The organism is Rheinheimera pacifica (assembly GCF_900108485.1).
Classification (GTDB): Bacteria; Pseudomonadota; Gammaproteobacteria; order Enterobacterales; family Alteromonadaceae; genus Alishewanella; species Alishewanella pacifica.
In genome coordinates, this window is the sequence record NZ_FNXF01000004.1 from 171,620 (window position 1) to 188,483 (window position 16,864).

The following is a 16,864-nucleotide window of genomic DNA, read 5'->3' on the forward strand; positions in this document are numbered from 1 at the left end:
TAATTAATCTGGGGCTGTTGGCAACGGGAGCCTTGCGTTATAATCCGAGCGCCTTTTTATCCGCCGATGCTGCATAAGTTAACTAAAACTAAGCAGCGGCGCTGAATTTCCGGCGCCTTGCGGGCCTTACATTAAGCAGGACATAACAATGGCTAATCAAACTGCGTTACATGGCAAACACCTCGAAGCCGGGGCCAAAATGGTCGACTTCTTCGGCTGGGACATGCCAATCAACTACGGCTCTCAAATTGAAGAACATCACGCGGTACGCCGCGACGCCGGTATGTTCGACGTTTCTCACATGACTATTGTTGACTTAAAAGGCGCCCATACCCGCGCCTTTTTGCGTTATTTACTGGCCAATGATGTCGCTAAACTGACTGTGCCGGGCAAAGCGCTGTACAGTGGCATGTTAAATGAAGCCGGTGGCGTGATTGACGATTTAATTGTCTATTTTCTGCAGGAAGATTTCTTCCGTCTGGTGGTAAATTCGGCCACCCGTGAAAAAGATTTAGCTCACATTACTAAAGAAGCCAGGGCTTTTGATGTAACTGTAACTGAGCGCCCTGAGTTCGCCATGATTGCCGTACAGGGCCCGAATGCTAAAGCTAAAGTCGCCACTTTATTAAGCGCTGAGCAACAAGCTGCAGTTGCCGGTATGAAGCCATTTTTTGGTGTGCAGGCTGGTGACTTGTTTATTGCCACCACCGGTTACACCGGTGAAGACGGTTATGAGATTGCGCTGCCCAACGGGCAGGCCGCCGATTTCTGGCAAAAATTGCTGGATGCCGGTGTAGCACCGGCCGGTTTAGGTGCGCGTGATACTTTACGTTTAGAAGCCGGCATGAACTTATACGGCCAGGATATGGACGAAACGGTATCACCACTGGCAGCCAATATGGGCTGGACCATCGCCTGGGCACCGGAAGATCGCAACTTTATCGGCCGTAAAGCTATTGAACAACACAAAGCCGAAGGCACCTTTAAGCTGGTTGGCCTGGTGATGGAGCAAAAAGGCGTATTACGCCATGGCCAACGCGTAGTGGTAGAAGGCGGCGAAGGTGAAATTACCTCCGGTACTTTCTCGCCAACATTGGGCTACAGTATTGCCATGGCCCGCGTACCGGCCACTGCAGGCGATACAGCCGAAGTGGATATTCGCGGTAAGATGGTTGCGGTTAAAGTGGTAAAGCCTGCCTTTGTTCGCATGGGCAAGAAAGTTATCTAAACTGTGACAGTAATTAAAAAAAACAGACTAAATAAGACGACACCAGCTAAGGATCAAACAATGAGCTCAATTCCTAACACATTGAAATACGCCAGCAGCCACGAGTGGGCGCGCGACGAAGGCAACGGTATCTACACTGTAGGTATTACTGAGCATGCCCAGGGCCTGCTGGGTGATATGGTGTTTGTTGAATTACCAGACGTAGGCGATGCCGTAACTCAGGGCGATGACTGCGCCGTAGCCGAGTCAGTAAAAGCTGCCTCTGATATTTATGCGCCGCTGTCAGGTGAAATTGTTGAAGTAAACGAAGCACTGGCCGACTCACCAGAGCTGGTAAACAGCAGCCCGTACGAAGATGGCTGGATGTTTAAAATTAAAGTGTCTGATACCGCTGAACTGTCAGCACTGTTAGACGCTGCCGGCTACAAAAACTCTATCGACGAGTAAGCCAACTTAGCAAATCCGTTTAAGCCCCGTGCCCGTAGTAGTTACCTGTTAAGCCACGGGGCTTAACTTTTAGTAGCAACAAAACCTTACCAGGACATTCAAGGCATGACCAACTCCGCTGTGAAAACCCTGTCGCAACTTGCGAACCACGACGAATTTATTCAGCGCCATATCGGCCCGGACGCGGCAGAAACCGCTGCCATGCTAAGTGAGCTGGGTGTAGACAGCATTGAAGCGCTGATTGCCCAAACGGTACCGGCGGATATCCGCCTGACGACGCCACTGGCCACCGGCCCGGCGCGCACTGAAGCCGATGCGTTAGCTGTATTAAAGCAAGCTGCGGCAAAGAACAAAATGTTCAAATCTTACATTGGTATGGGTTATCACCCAACGTTAACGCCGAATGTGATCCTGCGTAATGTGCTGGAAAACCCGGGCTGGTACACGGCTTACACGCCATACCAGCCGGAAATTGCCCAGGGCCGGTTAGAATCGCTGTTAAACTTCCAGCAATTAACGCTGGATTTAACCGGTATGGAGCTGGCCAGCGCCTCGTTGCTGGACGAAGCTACCGCCGCCGCTGAAGCTATGGCTTTGGCCAAGCGCGTAACCAAGAGCAAGTCTAACCTGTACTTTATTAGCGATGATGTGCACCCGCAAACTATCGACGTAGTTAAAACCCGCGCCGAAATGTTCGGTTTTGACATCCTGGTAGGCAAAGCGGCCGATGCTGCTGCGCACGACGTATTCGGTGCCTTAATTCAATACCCAACCACTAACGGCGATATCCGTAACGACAGCGAATTAATTGCGCAGTTACAGGCGAAAAAAGCCATTGTCGCTGTGGCTACCGATCCTATGGCACTGATGCTGTTAAAAGCGCCGGGCCAGTTAGGTGCAGACGTGGTATTGGGCAGCGCCCAGCGTTTTGGTGTGCCTATGGCCTACGGTGGCCCGCACGCCGCGTTTTTTGCTACCCGTGATGCGTACAAACGCTCTATGCCGGGCCGTATTATCGGTGTGTCGAAAGACCGTCGCGGTAATCAGGCACTGCGTATGGCGATGCAAACGCGCGAGCAACATATCCGCCGCGAAAAAGCTAACTCGAACATCTGTACTGCCCAGGTGTTGCTGGCCAATATGGCCTCATTCTACGCGGTATACCACGGCCCACAGGGGCTGAAAAATATCGCGCAGCGTATTCACCGCAATGCCGATATTTTCGCTGCCGGCTTACAAGCCAAAGACGTGGCATTAGTAAATAGCCACTGGTTTGACACCATCACCTTTAAAGTAAGCGATCGTGCTGCAGTAGTTAGCCGTGCTTTAGCGGCCGGTGTTAACCTGCGTACCGACGTTGCTGATTCTTTAGCGGTAAGCTTCCATGAAGCGACCAACAGCAGCGACATCGCAGAGCTGTTTGATATCGTACTGGGCACAGGCCACGGTTTAAACGTAGACACGCTGGACAGCGCTATTGTTAAAGACGGTAGCAAGTCAATTCCGGCCGATTTAGTGCGTAACGACAGCGTGCTGGGCCACCCGGTATTTAACCAGTATCACAGCGAAACTGAGATGCTGCGTTATATCAAAAAGCTGGAAAACAAAGACTTATCGCTGAATCACTCGATGATTTCGCTTGGCTCATGCACCATGAAGCTAAACGCCACCGCCGAGATGATCCCGGTAACCTGGCCTGAGTTTGGCTCGTTGCACCCGTTTGTGCCACGCGACCAGGCCGAAGGCTATTACGAGATGATTAACCAACTGGGCGACTGGCTGGTAAACATTACCGGTTACGACAATATCTCTATGCAGCCAAACTCCGGTGCCCAGGGTGAGTACGCCGGTATGGTGGCTATTCGTAAGTACCACGAAAGCCGCGGCGAAGGCCATCGTAATATATGTTTAATTCCGGTATCGGCGCACGGTACTAACCCGGCCACTGCCGCCATGACCAGCTACGACGTAGTACTGGTAGAGTGTGACAAGCGCGGCAATATCGACATGAACGATTTAAAAGCCAAAGCCGCCGAAGTAGGCGACCGCTTAGCCGCCATTATGGTTACCTATCCATCTACGCACGGTGTATTTGAAGAGAGTATCCGTGAGCTGTGCGACGTTATTCACAGCTACGGCGGTCAGGTGTATATGGACGGCGCCAATATGAATGCTCAGGTAGGCTTAACCGCACCTGGCTTTATCGGCTCAGACGTATCGCACTTAAACCTGCACAAAACTTTCTGTATTCCACACGGCGGTGGCGGCCCGGGCATGGGTCCTATTGGCGTAAAAAGCCATTTAGCGCCATTCCTGCCTAACCATGCAGTGGTAAGCATTGATGGCACCGGTAGTAACAACGGAGCGGTATCAGCCGCACCGTTCGGTAGCGCTGGTATATTGCCAATCAGCTGGATGTACATTGCCATGATGGGCGGCGAGGGCTTAAAACAAGCCACGCAATACGCCATCCTGAACGCAAACTACATGGCGAAAAAACTCGACCCGTTATTCCCGGTACTGTACCGCGGTACTAACGGCCGTGTGGCTCACGAGTGTATTATCGACATTCGTCCGCTTAAAGAAGCCAGCGGCATTACCGAGATGGATATTGCCAAGCGTTTAATGGACTTTGGCTACCACTCACCAACGATGAGCTTCCCGGTAGCCGGCACGCTGATGATTGAACCAACCGAATCAGAAAGCAAAGCCGAGCTGGATAAGTTTATTGAAGCGATGAGCACCATCCGTAGCGAAATTGCCAAGGTAGAAGCCGGCGAGTGGACAGTGGACAACAACCCTCTGGCCTATGCACCGCATACCATGCAAGACATTTTCGACCCGGCATGGGACCGAGCCTACGAGCGCCAATACGCCGCCTTCCCGGTAGCCTTTGTAGCAGAGAACAAGTTCTGGCCAACGGTTACCCGTATCGACGACGTATACGGCGACCGCAACCTGATCTGCTCCTGCCCAAGCCCGGAAGCGTATCGGTAAGCGTTTAGTGTTTTGCAGTAATAACTGAAAGCCCCGGCCAGCGTGCCGGGGTTTTTTTATCAGCTAAGACCGGCTGGTTTGTGTATAAAAGACAAGTTTGCAGTTTATCGATTATCGATATATGATTGGTTATGATCAAAAGTTTTAAATGTGCGGATACACAACAACTGTTTGAAACCGGCAAATCCAGCCGGTGGTCCGCTATTGTAAAAGTTGCCACGCGCAAGTTGACTCAGTTAGAAGCCGCAACAACATTAGAGTTTTTGCGTAGCCCACCCGGAAACAGGCTGGAGCCTTTAAAGGGTAACCGTGCGGGGCAGTATAGTATTCGCATTAACGAGCAATGGCGGTTGTGTTTCCGCTGGCATGACGGTAATGCATGGGACCTTGAAATTGTCGATTATCACTAACGGGGGAGTTATGTTTAAAAACGGCATGCGCGCAGTACACCCTGGTGAAGTATTGCGTGAAGATTATTTGTTACCACTAAATATGAGTGCCAATGCCTTAGCACAGGCGCTTCGGGTAACACCGGCACGGATCAACGAAATAGTGCGTGAAAAACGCGGTGTTACTGCCGACACGGCACTTCGGCTGGCTCGCTATTTTGGCGGCGATGCCCAAAGCTGGCTTAATCTGCAGGCGATATACGACCTTAAACTGGCCGAGCAACTAAGTGGTGAGCAAATCAGTAAAGATATTTCACCCCATGCAGCTTGAACGTAAACATAGCTATTCCAGACAGCGTTTGATCTTGTCGCTAAATAGCAGTTATCTTGAGTTCACTATGTACAATAATCAGTAGGGGAATGTTGTTGGAGGATGTTACTGGCTGCAATATCGATAATATTGACCCCATCGATCGAGTATAATGCTTTGAAATTGAAATTATTTTTATTCTGTTTTACTGCTGGACTCTGTATCTGGATAGTTTTTTTCCCTCGCCATGACTATCTTGCCATCGTCTCGGGCATGCTCTTTTTCCCGTCTGCTGTTTTGCTAAGTCTTTTTATACCGAAGCTTTTTGTTCTCAAAGATGTAAAGTTAGTTGATCGAAGAAGTAATTTGGCTCTTCCGTCTTTTTTCGTGATCTCGTGCGTTGCGCTGCGTGTTTTGACTGACATGGAGATAACAAACTATGGGCTGTTTACTCTACTCCTTGTTCCCGCTACTACCCTTGTATTCATTGTTGTTTGGGTGCTGCCACATAAAATGGATACTGAAGCTATTGCTATAACAGCTATTTGCTATTCAATAGCATTTGTTCCGTTGTTAAATGAACTTGGACCAGCGAAAATGGAGGCCATCACTTCAGGACCGTTAGTAAGAAAATATCACAGTACTAGCAGACCTCCGGGACGTTATTTAGTGATGCAAGATAGAAAGGAAAAGCTACAAATCCGAGTAGGTAAGTATACATATGAGGGCTATAAAAAAGGTGATCTGGTTTGTATCAAAGTTCGTGTTGGTTGGCTCGGGCTTGAGTCTTTATCTCTGGTTCGTTGTCCACCTTAATAGCTCAATTCTCAAGTCACTGAAACGGGTGAAATAATATCTAAGTCATTAGAGATTATTTTTTATTTTACTGTTGCTCTAATGATTCCAACAAAGCTGCTGGTGCAGCAATGAGCCAAAAGCTGATATGTAACTTAATTTTGTTATTTCCTTGAAATTACAAGGTAACAGGAGGCTACTTGTCCATGATTCGTTAACAAATTATATTGGAACCGCTCACATGGCACGATAAAGCTCCCACGACAGAAAGCTTTCAGTCACACAATTAAAAAGGATAAAGAAATGAGATATTTTGTTTTAGTGATTTTGACAGTGTTCTCTATCAATGTTCAAGCTGATAGAAATGCAAAGCAAGAACAATTGGAAGAGTTTGTTCAAATAATGAATATGGATTCAGTTGTAGATACTATGTACTCCCAAATGGAAGTAGTTATGCAGAATATGTCTACTCAAATGGGAGTGCAACCGTCGGAGCAACCAATATACGATGAGTATTTCAGCAAAATGACTAATATCATGCGTGAAACTATGAGCTGGGAACAAATGAAGCCGATGGTCATTGATATTTACGATCGTAATTTTACTGAAAAAGAGGTGTCCGATATGCTCAAGTTCTATCGCACCGATACAGGTAAGGCAATAATTAAAAAACTGCCAGTAGTTACGCAGGAGTCTATGCAAATGTCCCAGGCTATGATGCAGCAAACAATTTCAGAAATTCAGGTAATGGCAAAACAACTTGCTGCAGATTTGAAAAAAGCCAGAGAAAAAAGTGAGTAAACATAACCGTAGCTGATCAAAAAGGGCAGTTTCATTGGTACGCAGCTGAATTGCTTTTACCGGAATATCAATGAACCTGCCCATATCGATTCTGCGGTATATCTAATCCTTCGCCGTTACTGCTAAGTGATTAAATTGCTCCAGAAACCCTGAATTTCTGGCTAAGTAAGCCTTCGAGAAATAACAACTGAATGGCTGACTCGATTGGGTTGTGTGATGCACCAGGCTCCTGTCTATACCCGCTTCGGTTAGGGCATGCCAAAATACGTCCGCAGACAAGAATACCGCATCCAGTCGTTTGTTTGTCAGCATCATGATCAGAGTTGAAGCCTCGCTGGTTTTAGCTGCTATCAGGTAGTCATTGTCCAGCAACCACTGATAGGTATTGGTATTTAAACGCGTACCTATTTTTGCCTGAGTACGAAAATGAGGGTTTGCTGGCGAGAGGGGGCTGTCATGCATATAAAACCAGGTCCAGTTGTTGTACATTACTGCGGCGCTCATTACCCCTACCTGGTCTCTGGCCTGATTTTGCGTTGCCAGAAAGAAACCGTCTACCAGCCCTTTCTGCATTAAATCCGTTGCTACACCATGATTGGCCACTACCCTGAACTGGTATTCAAGCCCCATAGACTCAAGTAACTGTTTTACCTTTGCAGTACCGCTGCCGGTTAATTGCTGTTGTTCATCAATGTAGCTGTAAGGAGGGAAAACAGGGACTGCAAGCACAAGTTTTTCATAGGCAAAAATTGTCTTGGTATTTAATGCTGCCCCAATGCACAGTAACAAAAAAGGCAGCCGTGTGAACCAGGTTGAATGTCTCATAGGATTATTAACTTCCGGACGACATTGTACTGAGTCTGTCTGTGGGATTGGTATCAAACCATAGGCAGAGAATTCTCCTTATTCTTACACTTTGTAGTGTGGCACACTAAGGTTAATATTTCTAATTCTGCATGGGCTCAAGGCAAGGCGTATGCAAGGCTAACCAACTGCCAGCTTACACGCCCGTTATTGCGCCTTCGCGCTATAGGCATCTGTTCCCCACAGCGGCACGGTCGATAAGCTGTGCTTAAAGCTGCCGGAGGTTTCTTTGGTGGAGTAGGACAGATACATCAGGGTTTGGTTTTCAGCGTCGAAAATACGGCGGATCTTCATGGTTTTAAAGAAGATACTTTTTGATTTGGTAAACAGCACCTCACCGTTTTTACTCTTATCTATTTTGGCAATCATATCGGCTGTGATGGGGCCGGTCTGGCGACAGGCGATAGAGCTGTCAGACGGGTCGGACAAGTTCAGGTTGGCTTCGATACTGGATACATGACAAGTAACGCCTGTTACCACCGGGTCGACAAGGGCATCAAGCTTAATATCTTTGGTGGTAAACAGGCCCAGTGATACGTCGCCCACTTCATTTTTGTTACAACCTGCCAGCATCAGCAGCAGTAATACACAGTAAACAGCGCGCATGGTGGGGCTCCTTGAGTTTAAGTCTGGCTGTACTTAATTATTTCAACACTTTGATTATGTCGATACTGGCACGTAAACCGCTGGAAAAAAAGCCAAACCATAGCAAAGCGGGCTTTATTTTCTATGTTGAGTTGTTTATTGTCAGGCCCAGGACAGGGTAGTTAAATTTACGCAGCAAAGCACTGATAAGACCCGGATATCTGCACCAATAAAGGTAAGTAATGAAAATAATCCGCAGTAAAGATTTTACCGCCAGCCGCGCCTGGGGCGCGCTGGATATTGCCAATATGAACGGCATTACTACCCGGCTGCACTGGACCAATCAGCCGTATAAGTGGCATATCAATAACGGTGAAGAAGTGTTTGTGGTACTGGACGGTGCTGTGGATATGCATTACCGCGAAGCTGGCACAGAGCAGGTTAGCCGGTTAGAGGCCGGTGATATTTTTTACGCCGGTATCGGCTGCGAGCATGTTGCGCATCCGGTAGGTGAAGCACGCATTTTAGTGGTAGAAACGGCCGGTAGTGTTTAGTTAGTCATTTTCTTTAACATCAGCACTGCATACATTACGCTTAGTGCTGCTCTTGCTGCACTAATGTTGTTGTTGCTTACTGCTTAGATTTTGCTGCCAAACAGCAGATAGTGGCAGTTATCTTTGGTTTATCCATGTACAATGCGCGGTTTATTAGCGCGTTCAGCTTTTGAGTGCACACCTGTAGGAATTTTGATGAAAAAAACATTCGCTTTAACTCACTCTAAGCTGAATACGGCCCGTTTAACCGATGCCATTAAGTACGAGATTAAAAAGTATCTGGCCAGAGAGCGCCGTAAAGCGCTGCCTGACGGTATGAACTACTGGACGTTCGATTGCCGCTTTGGCGCCTCAGAACAGGTAGCAGAGAAGATTTTTACCTCTGAAATCAATAAACATATTGATGCTGCCGCAGCACAGCAGCTGGCGGAATTCTATGTCGAAATTCTGGCCAGAGCTTGCCAGCATAAGCCACGTTTACATGACGAAGCCGCAGACTGATTTTTATCACCAGCTTCCCCCTTATTTTGACTGTGGCTGTGCTACAGAGGAACTTTTATGCAATTTTCATCGTTAGATTTAGCGCCGGATTTACTGCGCGCGCTGGTTGAATGCGGTTACAGTGAGATGACACCGGTACAGGCTCAGGCGATTGTGCCGGCTCGGCGCGGTAAAGATTTACAGGTTACCGCGCAAACCGGTACCGGTAAAACCGCCGCCTTTGCTATTCCGCTGCTGCAACGCATGCTGGACACGCCAAAAGCCACAGAGGAACGCCGCCCGCGAGCGCTGGTCCTTACACCAACCCGCGAATTAGCCGAGCAGTTAGCCAATGCGATAAGTAGCTACGCGCAGTTTTTGCCATTAAGTGTTACGGCATTATACGGTGGCGTAAAAATGGGTGGCCAGGCAAATAAATTAACCGCCGGCGTTGATATGGTGATAAGCACCCCCGGCCGGTTGTTAGAACATCTGGCCCTGGGTAATGTGATCTTAAGTGACGTGGAATTTGTGGTGCTGGACGAAGCCGACCGCATGCTGGATATGGGCTTTAGCACCGATGTGCTGAAGTTGCTGCAAATGACAGCCGCTAAACGCCAGACTTTGCTGTTTTCTGCTACTACCTCACCTGCGGTAAATGAGCTGTCGCACAAAATTTTAAATAATCATCAGCAAATCCGTGTGGCTAAAACCAATAGTGCAGCCGATACGGTAAACCATGTGGTGTATCCGGTAGAAGAAAACCGCAAAATTGAATTATTTGAGCAGCTGCTGGCAGAACACAACTGGTTTCAGGTGTTGGTATTTACCAGCACCAAAGAGCAGGCCGACCAACTGTTAGCCGGCTTGCAACAGCGCAAAATTGACGCCGCAGTATGCCATGGCGATAAAAGCCAGGGCGCGCGCCGCCGTGCTATTGCTGATTTTAAATCGGCTAAGTTACAGGTGTTAATTGCTACTGAAGTAGCCGCCCGTGGTTTGGATATTCAGGGGCTGGATTATGTTATTAACTTTAACCTGCCTTATTTACCGGAAGACTACGTGCACCGTATCGGCCGCACCGGCCGGGCAGGCGCAGCTGGCACGGCTATTTCTTTTGTCAGCCGTGAAGAAGAGCAAAGCTTAGAGCGTATTCAAAAGCTGATGGGTAGCGCTATTAAGCGTATCGTTAAGCCGGGCTTTGAAGTAAGTAACCGTGGTTCACTGCTAAAAAGTATCTCACGTAAGGTACTAACCGGGCGTTCTAACAAAGCAACCGAAACCGTGATAGAGCTGGAAAAGTCCCACAAGGCCAAGCCTAAAGCTAAGCCACAGCGCGCTAAGTAGCTTAGTCAGGCCATGTTCATAGTTTTGTGCCACGCTTAATGGTGTTTAACGGTATTAAAACTCACATCTTTAAGGAGTAAGTTATGAATACGTCAGTAAAACCGGTTATTGCGTTGGGCTTAATCTGTGTATTGGCCGCTGGCCTGGCGGGTTGCGAAAAAAATGTTATTAATGAAAAAACCGGCGTGCCGGAAAACAATGTGGTAGTTAAAGAAGGCCTGGCGGACGATGCCAATGTGTCCAGTGCGGTAATGGCGGCGCTGCAGCGTGAAGAGCAGCTTAAGCCATTTAACTTTCATATTGAAACCCGTAAAGGCGATGTGACGCTGGTGGGTGAAGTAAATACGCCAGAGCAACGTATGCTGGCCGAGCAGATCACGTTAGCCACGGCGGGCGCGCATACGGTGCAAAATAAAATAAGTGTAAAAAATAACTAGCCTGATAGCCGTGTTTCTGGCTGATGTGGTGGTGTTTTAAGCGTGAATTTATTTTTGCCGCTTTTGTTTAGCGCTGTTTTTCTATAGGTTAGCCTTACTTAGCAGAGTAATGGAATTAACACCTATGAAATTAAGCGGTTATTGCAATGCCATATGCAGTATCACCATGCTGTTCGGCAGTATTACGCTGCTGCCGGGCATTGCTCAGGCACAGAACGTTAGCCCTGCACAGATTGAGCGTTCGCTGTCGCTGCGCGATAACTGGATTAACCTTACCCGCAATCTGATGCTGGAACCGCAATGGGCCGCCACTGGCCACAGCTTTCACTACAAGTTAAGCGTGGAAGGCGGTTTTATGTTCTACCGCGATACGGTAACGGCGGCAAAACCTGAAGCTGCTTTTGATCATCAGCTAATAAGCCAAGCATTAACTGCTGCTACAGGGCAGCCGTTTAATGCGCTGCAACTGCCGTTTGATAGTTTCCGCTACAGCGATAATGGCCAGCAGATCCAGTTTTATTATGATGACCAAAGTTGGCAGTGTGCGCTTAACGGCACAGCATGTGAAAGCTTAACCCGGCAAAATCAGCCTAAAGCCTTTGGTGTGGTAAGAGATTTACGCACGCCAGCGCACAATCCGGCACGTAAATCGCCCGATGCAGCTTATCAGGCGCAGGTAATAGCGCATAATCTGGTGGTTACGGCAGCAGATGGCACGGTTAAGTACCAAAGCCAGGACGGCACTGCAGCGCAGTTTTACGATGCTGAATCTATCCGCTGGGCGCCCGATAGCTCGGCTTTGTTGGTAATGAAAGTAAAACCCGGTACCGCACGCTTTGTTAGCCGTGTTTTATCATCGCCGCAAGATCAGCTGGAACCCAAAACCCTGACTCAGCTTTACCCCAAACCCGGTGATGCAGTAGACATTGACCAGCCGGTACTGCTACAGCTAAAAACCGCGAAGGCAACCCAGATAGACAACCAGCTGTTCAGCCAGCCTTATATGCTGGACAACGTGCAATGGCAGGCCGACAGCAGCCGTTTTACCTTTCGTTATACCGAGCGCGGCCACCAGTTGGCGCGTATTATTGCCGTAGATGCCAAAACGGCGCAGCCGAAGGCACTACTGACAGAGCGCAGCAACACCTTTATTGATCAGTGGTCGGCATTTTATCAGCCGCTGCAAACGCCGGAGCAGGGTTTTATCTGGCTGTCAGAGCAGGACGGTTGGGCGCATTTGTACTGGTATAACAAAGACGGCAAGTTAAACAACCAAATCACTAAAGGCGGCTGGCGTGTACGCGAGGTGCTGCATATCGATGAGCAGGCGCAGCAACTGTGGTTTGCTGCCAGTGGCATCAATGCCGGGCAGGATCCTTATTTTGTGCATTATTACCGGATTAACTTCGATGGCAGCGGCCTTACCGCTCTTACCAGCGCTAATGCTAATCATCAGCTGAGCTTTTCGGCTGACCGGCAATATTATATCGATCTGTATTCGCGGGTAGACTTACCCAACGTGGCGGAACTGCGCCGCGCCAGTGATGGCAAATTGCTGCGCACCCTGGCTAAAGCGGATATCAGCCGTTTAACCCAGGCCGGTTTTAAAACGCCACAGCCGTTTGTGGCGAAAGGGCGTGATGGTAAAACCGATATCTGGGGTTTAATCGTTACGCCGCAAAACTTTAACCCTAAGCTGCAATACCCGGTAATTGAAAATATTTACGCCGGGCCGCACGACAGCTTTGTGCCCAAAAGCTTTTGGCCGTTTGGTTTTCATGCCGGCGGCGATAAAGTAATAGGTATGCAGGCGCTGGCCGATTTAGGCTTTGTGGTAGTACAAATTGACGGTATGGGCACCAGCAACCGCTCTAAAGCCTTTCATGATGTGGCCTGGCAAAACCTGGCCGACTCCGGCTTTCCGGACCGGATTTTGTGGCATCAGGCCGCGGCTCAGCAATTCCCCTGGTACAATATGGCCGCAGGCGTGGGCATTTATGGGGCTTCGGCCGGTGGTCAGAGTACGGTAGCAGCGCTGCTGTTTCATCCGGAGGTTTATACCACAGGTGTGGCGTATGCCGGTTGTTATGACAATCGTATGGATAAAATAAGCTGGAATGAACAGTGGATGGGCTACCCGGTAGGGCCGCATTATGCTGCCTCGTCGGTAACAGAACATGCAGCAAAGCTGCAGGGCCAACTGCTGATCATTAACGGCGAGCAGGACAGTAATGTTGATCCGGCCTCTACCATGCAACTGGTTAATGCACTCATTAACGCCGGCAAAGATTTTGATTTACTGCTGGTGCCGGGCGGAGAGCACAGTACCGGGCGCTCCAGCGGCCCAATTCGTTATATACAGCGGCGCCAGTTTGATTTTTTTCTGCGTCATTTACAACAGCAGCCAACACCTGACTGGAATACTTTGGGTTCTGGCCAGGCTGCAAAAGCCGGGATTTAACTATGTTTAAAGTGTCTTTCTCTTTATTAGGCCTGTCAGCAGCGGCACTGAGTGTGATGTCTTGTGCTGTTAGCACCCCACAACAAGCGGTGACGGTAAAACTGCGGGTGCTGGAAACCTCTGATCTGCACGCCAATGTTATGGACTATAACTACTACACCGCCGCCCAAGATCCCAGCATTGGCCTGGCGCGCACAGCTGGCCTGATAGCAGTCGCCCGGCAGGGGGCCGTTAACACCGTGCTGGTGGATAACGGCGATTTAATTCAGGGCAGCCCGATGGGCGATTATGCTGCACACAAAGGCCTGGCTGACGGCGAAGTACACCCGGTGTATCAGGCCATGAATGTACTGCAATACGATGTGGGCAATATTGGCAACCACGAGTTTAATTACGGCCTGGATTTTCTGCAAAAAGCACTGGCCGGTGCCGCTTTTCCGTATATTAATGCCAATGTGTATTGTGCACAGCCGCAGTGCTGGAACGGCATAAAACAGGGCGAGCATTTATTTACACCTTACCTTATCAAAGACACTGTGGTAACAGATACCGCAGGTAATCAACACAGTATAAAAATTGGTTATATTGGCTTTGTACCGCCGCAGATTATGCTGTGGGATAAACAACATTTAACCGGCAAAGTACGTGCGGCCGGTATTGTGGAAACGGCAATAAAACTGGTGCCGCAAATGAAAGCGCAGGGTGCCGATCTGGTTATTGCTATCCCGCACTCTGGTATTGGCTCCAGCGAAAACCCGGGTGATGCGAATGCGGAAAACGCAGTGTATGCCATTACCCGGGTGCCGGATATTGATGCGGTGCTGTTTGGCCACAGCCATTCTGTTTTTCCGTCATCCCGTTACAGTGACTTGCCGGGGGCGGATATTGAAAAAGGCCTGCTTAACGGCGTTGCCGCCGTAATGCCGGGGCGTTGGGGCGACAATATGGGCCAGGTAGATTTTACTCTTAGCCTGCAACATGGCAAATGGCAGGTAACTGATGCCACTGCCAAAGCCATAGCGATTTATGACGGGGTGAAAAAAGCACCGCTGGTGGTGGCCGATAAACGTATTCACACCGCAGTGCAGCAGGCACACCAGGGCACAATTGACTTTATGCAGCGGCCTATAGGTGTGGCGTCGGCCGATATGTATAGCTTTCTGGCCCAGGTACAGGATGACCCTACAGTGCAAATTGTAGCTAACGCCCAGATAGCCAAAGTTACTGCTATGCTACCGGCAGAGCTGCAGCATATGCCGGTGCTATCGGCAGCATCGCCGTTTAAAGCTGGCGGGCGGCGCAGCTCACCGACAGATGCGCAGCAGTACATTCAGGTGTCGGCCGGTACGTTAAGCTTTCGCAATGCTGCAGACTTATATCTTTACCCCAACACTGTGGTGGCGGTAAAACTCAGCGGTGCTGAATTAAAAGACTGGCTGGAATGCTCGGCCAACCAGTTTAACCGCATTGATGTGACCAGCAGTGCACCACAACAGCTGATTAACTATGAACACCCGACCTACAATTTTGATGTAATCGATGGCGTAAACTATCAGATAGATGTGACCCAGCCAGCTAAATTTGGCCGCGACTGTGAGCTGCTAAACGCAACTGCCTCGCGTATTGTTAACCTGAGTTATACCGACAACAGCGGCAAAGTATTTAGCGGTAAAGCATTGGCCGAAAAGCAGTTTATAGTGGCAACCAATAATTACCGCGCTTTTGGTGGCCGTTTTGCCGGTACCGGCAGCGAGCATGTAGTAATGGAGTTGCCCGACAGCAACCGTGAAGCGCTGGTAAGTTATATCGGGCAGCAATCCGGCTACGATGCGGCCAGCGGGCAATACAGCGGCCAGGTAAACCCGGCGGCCGACAATAACTGGCGTTTGCTGCCTGTTGCCGGCAGCGCGGTGCTGGATATCCGCTTTAGCACGCAAGACAGCAAAACAGCAGAAGACTTTGTCCGCCGCTATAAGCAGTGGCCCATGACCAAGCTGGGCACCGACGAGCTGGGGTTTGCCCAGTACCGTATTGAGCTGCAGTAGATACGACCAGAGCGCAATAGTAGAAAAGAGTGAAAGAGTATGTTGAAAATTGCTGCAAGCAACAGGCTGAGTTTTACCCTGCTGTCTGAACAGGATGCCGGGTTGCTGTTTGAAGTAGATCAGGATCAGGAAGTTATGCGCTACCTCAACGGTGGCAAGCTTACAACAATGCAAACCATTGTTGATATATTTATACCGCGGATGATGCAGTACCGCAGCCCGGCGCAAGGCTATGGTATCTGGCAGGTGCGGCGGTTAGAAGATAACGCTTATATCGGCTGGGTATTAATACGGCCGATGGGTTTTAATACCGCCACGCCAAGCCGCGATGACGTTGAACTTGGCTGGCGTTTTAAGCGGCCATACTGGGGGCAGGGTTATGCCAGCGAAGCCGCCCGGGCTGTGGCCGATGCGGTGCTGGCAAACAATAGCAATGTCCGGTTTTTGTCGGCTATTGCCGTGCCGGATAACGCCGGCTCAATTGGCGTTATGCGTAAATTGGGTATGCAGTTTGTAAAACGCTATCTGCACCGCGATGCGCTGGGGGATGTAGATGCTGTGTTGTACCGCATGGATGTTCCTCAAGTTGAAACTCAATAAACTCTTGGCCTGGTTTGGTGCGCTAAGCTGTTTATTGGCTCTGCAGCTAAGTGCTGACACAGTTTATCTGGTGCGCCATGCCGAAAAGCAAGACGACAGTAAAGATCCGCCTTTGTCAGAATGCGGCCGGGCCAGAGCACAAGCACTGGCTGATTACTTTGCCAACATTCCCCTGGCCGCCGTGTATGCCACACCGTATCAGCGCACCCGGCAAACGGCTGCAGCCGTTGCCGAGCACAAACAACTACCGGTAAATAATTATGATCCGCGCCAGCCAGAGCAGTTACAGCAGCTGTTACTGAAACATACACAACCAGTGCTGGTAGTAGGGCATAGTAACACCGTGCCACAGCTGGTATCGCTACTTAGCGGTATCGACATGGCAGCATTAACAGAGCAGGAGTACAGCTTACTCTACCAACTACAACTGGGCGAGCAGAGCAGTGTAACGCTTAAGCGGCAAGCCTTTATCTGCCAGCAAGCCAGCGGCTCCTGACAATAGCCAACGGGTTTCATATCTGGAA

General features: G+C 49.3%; 17 protein-coding genes. 15 read left to right on the forward strand and 2 right to left on the reverse strand.

The window, feature by feature from the left end; translation table 11 throughout:
- Window positions 1-148: 148 nt before the first annotated feature.
- From gcvT to BLW68_RS07295, 7 genes are all read left to right on the forward strand, one after another.
- Window positions 149-1,228, forward strand: a complete 1,080-nt coding sequence (gene gcvT / locus BLW68_RS07265; protein WP_092791793.1) for a glycine cleavage system aminomethyltransferase GcvT — start codon at window positions 149-151, stop codon at window positions 1,226-1,228.
- A 60-nt stretch (window positions 1,229-1,288) separates the two neighbouring features.
- Window positions 1,289-1,675, forward strand: coding sequence for a glycine cleavage system protein GcvH (gcvH, locus tag BLW68_RS07270; RefSeq protein WP_068230331.1), 387 nt, complete (start codon window positions 1,289-1,291; stop codon window positions 1,673-1,675).
- A gap of 105 nt (window positions 1,676-1,780) precedes the next feature.
- Window positions 1,781-4,672, forward strand: coding sequence for an aminomethyl-transferring glycine dehydrogenase (gene gcvP, locus BLW68_RS07275; RefSeq protein WP_092791795.1), 2,892 nt, complete (start codon window positions 1,781-1,783; stop codon window positions 4,670-4,672).
- Between the two features lie 131 nt (window positions 4,673-4,803).
- Complete coding sequence (locus BLW68_RS07280; RefSeq protein ID WP_092791797.1) at window positions 4,804-5,082, forward strand: type II toxin-antitoxin system RelE/ParE family toxin; 279 nt, start codon at window positions 4,804-4,806, stop codon at window positions 5,080-5,082.
- 10 nt (window positions 5,083-5,092) lie between these two features.
- Complete coding sequence (locus BLW68_RS07285) at window positions 5,093-5,392, forward strand: HigA family addiction module antitoxin (RefSeq protein ID WP_092791799.1); 300 nt, start codon at window positions 5,093-5,095, stop codon at window positions 5,390-5,392.
- A 162-nt stretch (window positions 5,393-5,554) separates the two neighbouring features.
- Window positions 5,555-6,187, forward strand: a complete 633-nt coding sequence (locus BLW68_RS07290) for a hypothetical protein (protein WP_143039929.1) — start codon at window positions 5,555-5,557, stop codon at window positions 6,185-6,187.
- Window positions 6,188-6,469: 282 nt separating this feature from the next.
- On the forward strand, window positions 6,470-6,967 hold the full coding sequence (locus tag BLW68_RS07295) for a DUF2059 domain-containing protein (protein ID WP_092791803.1): 498 nt from the start codon (window positions 6,470-6,472) through the stop codon (window positions 6,965-6,967).
- Window positions 6,968-7,069: 102 nt separating this feature from the next.
- On the opposite strand, the gene BLW68_RS07300 is transcribed toward BLW68_RS07295, so the two are convergent.
- Window positions 7,070-7,696, reverse strand: coding sequence for a substrate-binding periplasmic protein (locus BLW68_RS07300; RefSeq protein ID WP_177172179.1), 627 nt, complete (start codon window positions 7,694-7,696; stop codon window positions 7,070-7,072).
- Window positions 7,697-7,978: 282 nt separating this feature from the next.
- Window positions 7,979-8,437 carry a CreA family protein gene (locus BLW68_RS07305; protein ID WP_092791808.1) on the reverse strand — a complete coding sequence of 153 codons (459 nt, stop codon included), beginning with the start codon at window positions 8,435-8,437 and terminating at the stop codon, window positions 7,979-7,981.
- Window positions 8,438-8,658: 221 nt separating this feature from the next.
- On the opposite strand from BLW68_RS07305, the gene BLW68_RS07310 reads away from it, so the two are divergent.
- From BLW68_RS07310 to BLW68_RS07345, 8 genes are all read left to right on the forward strand, one after another.
- Window positions 8,659-8,970 (forward strand): cupin domain-containing protein, encoded by a 312-nt coding sequence (locus tag BLW68_RS07310; RefSeq protein WP_092791809.1) that lies wholly within the window; start codon window positions 8,659-8,661, stop codon window positions 8,968-8,970.
- Window positions 8,971-9,165: 195 nt separating this feature from the next.
- The gene (locus tag BLW68_RS07315) at window positions 9,166-9,471 is read left to right on the forward strand and encodes a DUF6172 family protein (RefSeq protein WP_092792165.1); all 306 of its coding nucleotides are present in this window, start codon (window positions 9,166-9,168) and stop codon (window positions 9,469-9,471) included.
- Window positions 9,472-9,528: 57 nt separating this feature from the next.
- On the forward strand, window positions 9,529-10,797 hold the full coding sequence (locus BLW68_RS07320; protein WP_092791810.1) for a DEAD/DEAH box helicase: 1,269 nt from the start codon (window positions 9,529-9,531) through the stop codon (window positions 10,795-10,797).
- 83 nt (window positions 10,798-10,880) lie between these two features.
- A complete protein-coding gene (locus BLW68_RS07325; RefSeq protein WP_092791812.1) occupies window positions 10,881-11,234 on the forward strand; it encodes a BON domain-containing protein in 354 nt (117 codons plus the stop codon).
- Between the two features lie 124 nt (window positions 11,235-11,358).
- Window positions 11,359-13,695: a DPP IV N-terminal domain-containing protein gene (locus BLW68_RS07330; protein ID WP_218141328.1), complete on the forward strand. Its 2,337-nt coding sequence runs from the start codon at window positions 11,359-11,361 to the stop codon at window positions 13,693-13,695.
- 2 nt (window positions 13,696-13,697) lie between these two features.
- Window positions 13,698-15,740, forward strand: coding sequence for a bifunctional 2',3'-cyclic-nucleotide 2'-phosphodiesterase/3'-nucleotidase (locus BLW68_RS07335; RefSeq protein ID WP_092791813.1), 2,043 nt, complete (start codon window positions 13,698-13,700; stop codon window positions 15,738-15,740).
- A gap of 39 nt (window positions 15,741-15,779) precedes the next feature.
- A complete protein-coding gene (locus tag BLW68_RS07340) occupies window positions 15,780-16,340 on the forward strand; it encodes a GNAT family N-acetyltransferase (RefSeq protein ID WP_092791815.1) in 561 nt (186 codons plus the stop codon).
- Window positions 16,327-16,836, forward strand: coding sequence for a phosphoglycerate mutase family protein (locus tag BLW68_RS07345; RefSeq protein ID WP_092791818.1), 510 nt, complete (start codon window positions 16,327-16,329; stop codon window positions 16,834-16,836). Before BLW68_RS07340 ends, BLW68_RS07345 begins: the two co-directional genes overlap by 14 nt.
- The last annotated feature ends 28 nt before the right edge of the window (window positions 16,837-16,864 follow it).

Excerpts from the sequence above, each read along its gene's own strand:
- BLW68_RS07295 (WP_092791803.1), top strand. The coding sequence starts at position 6,470 with ATGAGATATTTTGTTTTAGTGATTTTGACAGTGTTCTCTATCAATGTT.
- BLW68_RS07340 (WP_092791815.1), top strand. The coding sequence starts at position 15,780 with ATGTTGAAAATTGCTGCAAGCAACAGGCTGAGTTTTACCCTGCTGTCT.
- BLW68_RS07325 (WP_092791812.1), top strand. The coding sequence starts at position 10,881 with ATGAATACGTCAGTAAAACCGGTTATTGCGTTGGGCTTAATCTGTGTA.
- gcvP (WP_092791795.1), top strand. The coding sequence starts at position 1,781 with ATGACCAACTCCGCTGTGAAAACCCTGTCGCAACTTGCGAACCACGAC.
- BLW68_RS07305 (WP_092791808.1), bottom strand. The coding sequence starts at position 8,437 with ATGCGCGCTGTTTACTGTGTATTACTGCTGCTGATGCTGGCAGGTTGT.
- BLW68_RS07310 (WP_092791809.1), top strand. The coding sequence starts at position 8,659 with ATGAAAATAATCCGCAGTAAAGATTTTACCGCCAGCCGCGCCTGGGGC.
- BLW68_RS07320 (WP_092791810.1), top strand. The coding sequence starts at position 9,529 with ATGCAATTTTCATCGTTAGATTTAGCGCCGGATTTACTGCGCGCGCTG.
- gcvT (WP_092791793.1), top strand. The coding sequence starts at position 149 with ATGGCTAATCAAACTGCGTTACATGGCAAACACCTCGAAGCCGGGGCC.
- BLW68_RS07315 (WP_092792165.1), top strand. The coding sequence starts at position 9,166 with ATGAAAAAAACATTCGCTTTAACTCACTCTAAGCTGAATACGGCCCGT.
- BLW68_RS07285 (WP_092791799.1), top strand. The coding sequence starts at position 5,093 with ATGTTTAAAAACGGCATGCGCGCAGTACACCCTGGTGAAGTATTGCGT.
- BLW68_RS07335 (WP_092791813.1), top strand. The coding sequence starts at position 13,698 with ATGTTTAAAGTGTCTTTCTCTTTATTAGGCCTGTCAGCAGCGGCACTG.
- BLW68_RS07330 (WP_218141328.1), top strand. The coding sequence starts at position 11,359 with ATGAAATTAAGCGGTTATTGCAATGCCATATGCAGTATCACCATGCTG.
- BLW68_RS07280 (WP_092791797.1), top strand. The coding sequence starts at position 4,804 with ATGATCAAAAGTTTTAAATGTGCGGATACACAACAACTGTTTGAAACC.
- gcvH (WP_068230331.1), top strand. The coding sequence starts at position 1,289 with ATGAGCTCAATTCCTAACACATTGAAATACGCCAGCAGCCACGAGTGG.